This window comes from Mycobacterium sp. TH-M106, assembly GCF_057473765.1.
Genome location: NZ_JBYCLE010000559.1, coordinates 1 through 3,916 on the forward strand (window position 1 = coordinate 1; position 3,916 = coordinate 3,916).

Sequence of the window (3,916 nt, forward strand, 5' to 3'; positions counted from 1 at the left end):
ACACCCCGTTTTCGCATCGCAACTCCGAGCCGGGCTGGATCGTCGCACCCGGGATGCAGGGCACGCAGGTTCAACCGCTCACCGCGAACATGCTGACTCCCGAATCGCTGGCCGAGCTGATGGGCGGCCCGGACATCGCGCCCCCACCGCCGGGAGACACCATGTCCGGGCCGGCGAACTCCTACGACGAATCCAATCCGCCGCCGCCCGCCGGCTATCCCGCACTCCCGCCACCGGCACCGATCGGAGGTGGGCGATAAATGCGACTGTCACGCCTGCTTCACCGCTGGTCCGTCATGGCATGCGCCGCCATGACGCTGACATCGTGTGGTTGGCGCGGCATCGCCGATGTGCCGCTGCCGCTCGGCCGCGGTACCGGACCTGATCATCTGACGATCTACGTACAGCTACCGGACACGTTGGCGCTGAACACGAACAGTCGCGTGCGGGCCGCCGACGTCTGGGTCGGCACGGTACGCGGGATAAGCCTGAAGAACTGGGTCGCGACCTTGACCCTGGACCTCGATCCGGCGGTGCGACTGCCCGCGAACGCGACCGCGAGGGTCGGTCAGACCAGCCTGTTGGGCACCCAACACGTCGAGCTGGCCGCACCGCCGAATCCATCGCCACAACCGTTGAAAAGCGGCGACACCATTGGCCTGAAGAACTCCTCGGCCTATCCCACCGTCGAACGGACGTTGGCCAGCATCGCAATGATCCTCAACGGCGGGGGCATACCCAATCTCGACGTGATCCAGACCGAGGTCCTCGACATCCTGGACGGCCGTGTCGATCGGATCCGCGAATTTCTCGACCGGCTGGACACGTTCACCGCCGAACTGGCCCACCAGCGCAACGACCTGACCCGTGCCATCGACTCCACCAACCAACTGCTGAGCATCGTCGCCGACCGCGACGAGACGCTGGACCGGCTGCTCACCGAGATGCCGCCGCTGATCCAGCATTTCGCCGACACCCGCGATCTGTTCGTCAACGCCACACAATCTCTGGGTCGCTTCAGCGACGCCGCAAACCGGGCACTGTCAGAGGCCCGAGGAAACCTGCACCAGAGCCTGCAGTCGCTGCAGCGGCCGCTCCGGGAACTCGACCGGGCAGCGCCGTACGCAGTCGGCGCGCTGAAGTTGGGCCTTACCGCACCATTCGATCTCGACACGCTGCACCAAGTGCTGCGCGGCGACTACCTTAACTTCTCCGGGGTATTCGACCTGACGTTGTCCACGGTCGACAACGCGATCCTCAGTGGGACGGGGGTCTCCGGTGCGTTGCGCGCGCTCGAGCAGTCCTGGGGACGGGACCCGACAACCATGGTGCCGGATGTGCGTTACACGCCGAACCCGAACGACGCGCCGGGCGGACCGCTGGTGGAAAGGGGCGAGTGATCGATGCTGACCCGAGCCATCAAGACGCAGTTGGTGTTGTTGACCGTGGTGGGAGTTGCGGCGGTTGTCATATTGGGCGTCTACTACCTGCGGATACCACGCCTCGTCGGAATCGGCCGATACACGCTGTACGCCGATTTGCCCCAGTCCGGGGGGTTGTATCGAACGGCGAACGTGGCATATCGGGGCATCACCATCGGCAAGGTCACCGATGTGGAACCGACCCGCCGTGGTGCCCGCGCGACACTGAGTGTCGACGACGCCTACCAGATCCCGGCCAACACCTCGGCCAACGTGCACTCGGTGTCGGCGGTCGGCGAACAGTACCTGGACCTGGTGTCGCCCGACGGCGAGGGGCGGCCGTATGAAGGCCCGTATCTCCGCGACGGGCAGACAATCACCACGAGCACGGTTCCCAGCCCGATCGGCCCGGCGCTGGACACCGCCGCACAAGGACTGGCGGCGCTGCCCAAGGACAAGATCGCAACACTGCTTGACGAGACGTCGCAGGCCGTCGGCGGTTTGGGGCCGACCCTGCAGCGCCTGGTCGACGCCACCGGTGCGATCGCCCACGACTTCAAGGGCAGCATCAAGGACTTCGACGACATCATCGTGCATTCCGCACCGATCATCGACAGCCAGGTCGATTCCAGCGCCGCGATCACGCAGTGGGCGGCCAACCTCGACACGCTGGCCGCCCAGACGGCGCAGCAGGATCGCGTGCTGCGCCGTGTCCTGGCCAACGCAGCTCCCACCGCGGACCAGGTCAACAAGACGTTGAGCGATGTTCGCCAGTCGCTGCCGCAGACACTGGCCAATCTCGAGGTCGTCCTCGAGATGCTCAAGCGTTATCACGGCGGCGTCGAACAGCTTTTGGTGTTTTTGCCGCAGCTCGGGACGATAGCCCAGACGGTGACCACGGCATCCCCCGGCCAGGCGTCACTTGGTGTCGGCGCGGCAGCACTCAACCAGCCGCCTGCGTGCCTGACCGGCTTCCTGCCCGCGTCGCAGTGGCGATCACCGGCCGATACCAGACCCGCACCACTGCCGGCCGGCACCTACTGCAAGATCCCGCAAGACGCGCAAGCCAACGCAGTACGCGGTGCCCGCAACTATCCGTGCGTGGACGTGCCCGGCAAGCGGGCGGCGACCCCGCGGGAGTGCCGCAGCGACAAACCCTACGTCCCGCTGGGCACCAACCCCTGGTACGGCGACCCGAACCAGATCCGCAACTGCCCCGCACCCGGCGCGCGCTGCGACCAGCCGGTCGACCCAGGCCGGGTGATACCGGCACCGTCGATCAACAACGGCCGAAACCCTTTGCCGGCAAACGAGTTGCCCGGCACGCCACCGCCGGTCAACGACCCGCTGCAGCGGCCCGGCTCGGGCACCGTCGAGTGCAACGGCCAGCAGCCCAACCCGTGTGTCTACCACCCCGGCGCCGCTTCGGTCGCGGTCTACGACGCGCAGAGCGGTCTGGTCGCCGGACCCGACGGCACGGTGTTCTCACTGGAAGACTCGACCGCCATCGGCCCCGACGGCTGGAAGGCGATGCTGGCCCCGGCGGGCTGAGGGCTGGTCCGTCGACATCCGGCAACCTGGGTCGGCGGCGAGCCGATCGACTCGACCGTCGGCGCAATCGGTATGCTGGCGCCAGGTATTCCGGGCATTCCGGATGAATCACTGACACCAATGGAGTTGCGCAGTGCCTAAAACCAAGGTGCAGAAAGTGGGCGATATTCATGACGGACTTACCGCAGAAAACCACGACGACCTTGATGCGCTGAACGGCCACGAAGTTGCCGAACCGGTTGTCCTCGAGGCACGCAAACTTCACAAATCCTTCGGCAGCGGCGCCGCGAGCACTCCGGTGCTCAACAACATCGATCTGCACATACGCCGAGGCGAATTCGTCGCGTTAGTGGGACCTTCAGGGTCGGGGAAGTCGACGCTGCTGAGCATCCTCGGGCTTTTGGATCTCCCGACGAGCGGTGACATTCTGGTGAATGGGGAGAGCATCGCTCAGCTGTCACGTCGGCGGCTGGCCGCCGTCCGATGCCGGACAATCGGATATGTATTCCAAGCGTTCAATCTGTTGGCCGGCTTATCTGTCGTCGAGAATGTGATGCTGCCCGGATTACTGGCCGGCAAATCGGGTCGTGCTCAACACGAGCGCGCAATGACTTTACTTGATCAGGTCGGCCTTGCGAAGTTGGGCAGCCGGGTACCCGCGGAATTGTCCGGCGGCGAACAGCAACGGGTGGCCGTGGCGCGGGCATTGTTCATGACACCCGATGTGATACTCGCCGACGAACCCACCGGCAATCTGGATACCCGTAACGGCCGCAAGGTGATCGACACTCTCTACAGTCTGAATTCGTCGGGTCAAACCATCGTCCTGGTAACCCATGATCAGTCCATCGCCGACGACGCCCCCCGGCTGATCTCCCTTCTCGACGGTGAGATCGAAGCCGACAGCGGCCAGGTCCAACTACCTCGCGATCTGGCATGGCTCG

3 protein-coding genes and 1 pseudogene are annotated in these 3,916 nt (G+C 65.2%); all 4 read left to right on the forward strand.

The window, feature by feature from the left end; translation table 11 throughout:
• Positions 1–260, forward strand: a pseudogene (locus AC2VOP_RS19205) (mammalian cell entry protein); the annotation flags it as partial.
• Positions 261–1,400 carry a virulence factor Mce family protein gene (locus tag AC2VOP_RS19210; RefSeq protein WP_486962445.1) on the forward strand — a complete coding sequence of 380 codons (1,140 nt, stop codon included), beginning with the start codon at positions 261–263 and terminating at the stop codon, positions 1,398–1,400.
• Between the two features lie 3 nt (positions 1,401–1,403).
• Positions 1,404–2,972 (forward strand): MCE family protein, encoded by a 1,569-nt coding sequence (locus tag AC2VOP_RS19215; protein ID WP_486962446.1) that lies wholly within the window; start codon positions 1,404–1,406, stop codon positions 2,970–2,972.
• A 133-nt stretch (positions 2,973–3,105) separates the two neighbouring features.
• Positions 3,106–3,916 (forward strand): ABC transporter ATP-binding protein (locus AC2VOP_RS19220; protein ID WP_486962447.1); only part of this gene is annotated, 811 nt, incomplete at its 3' end.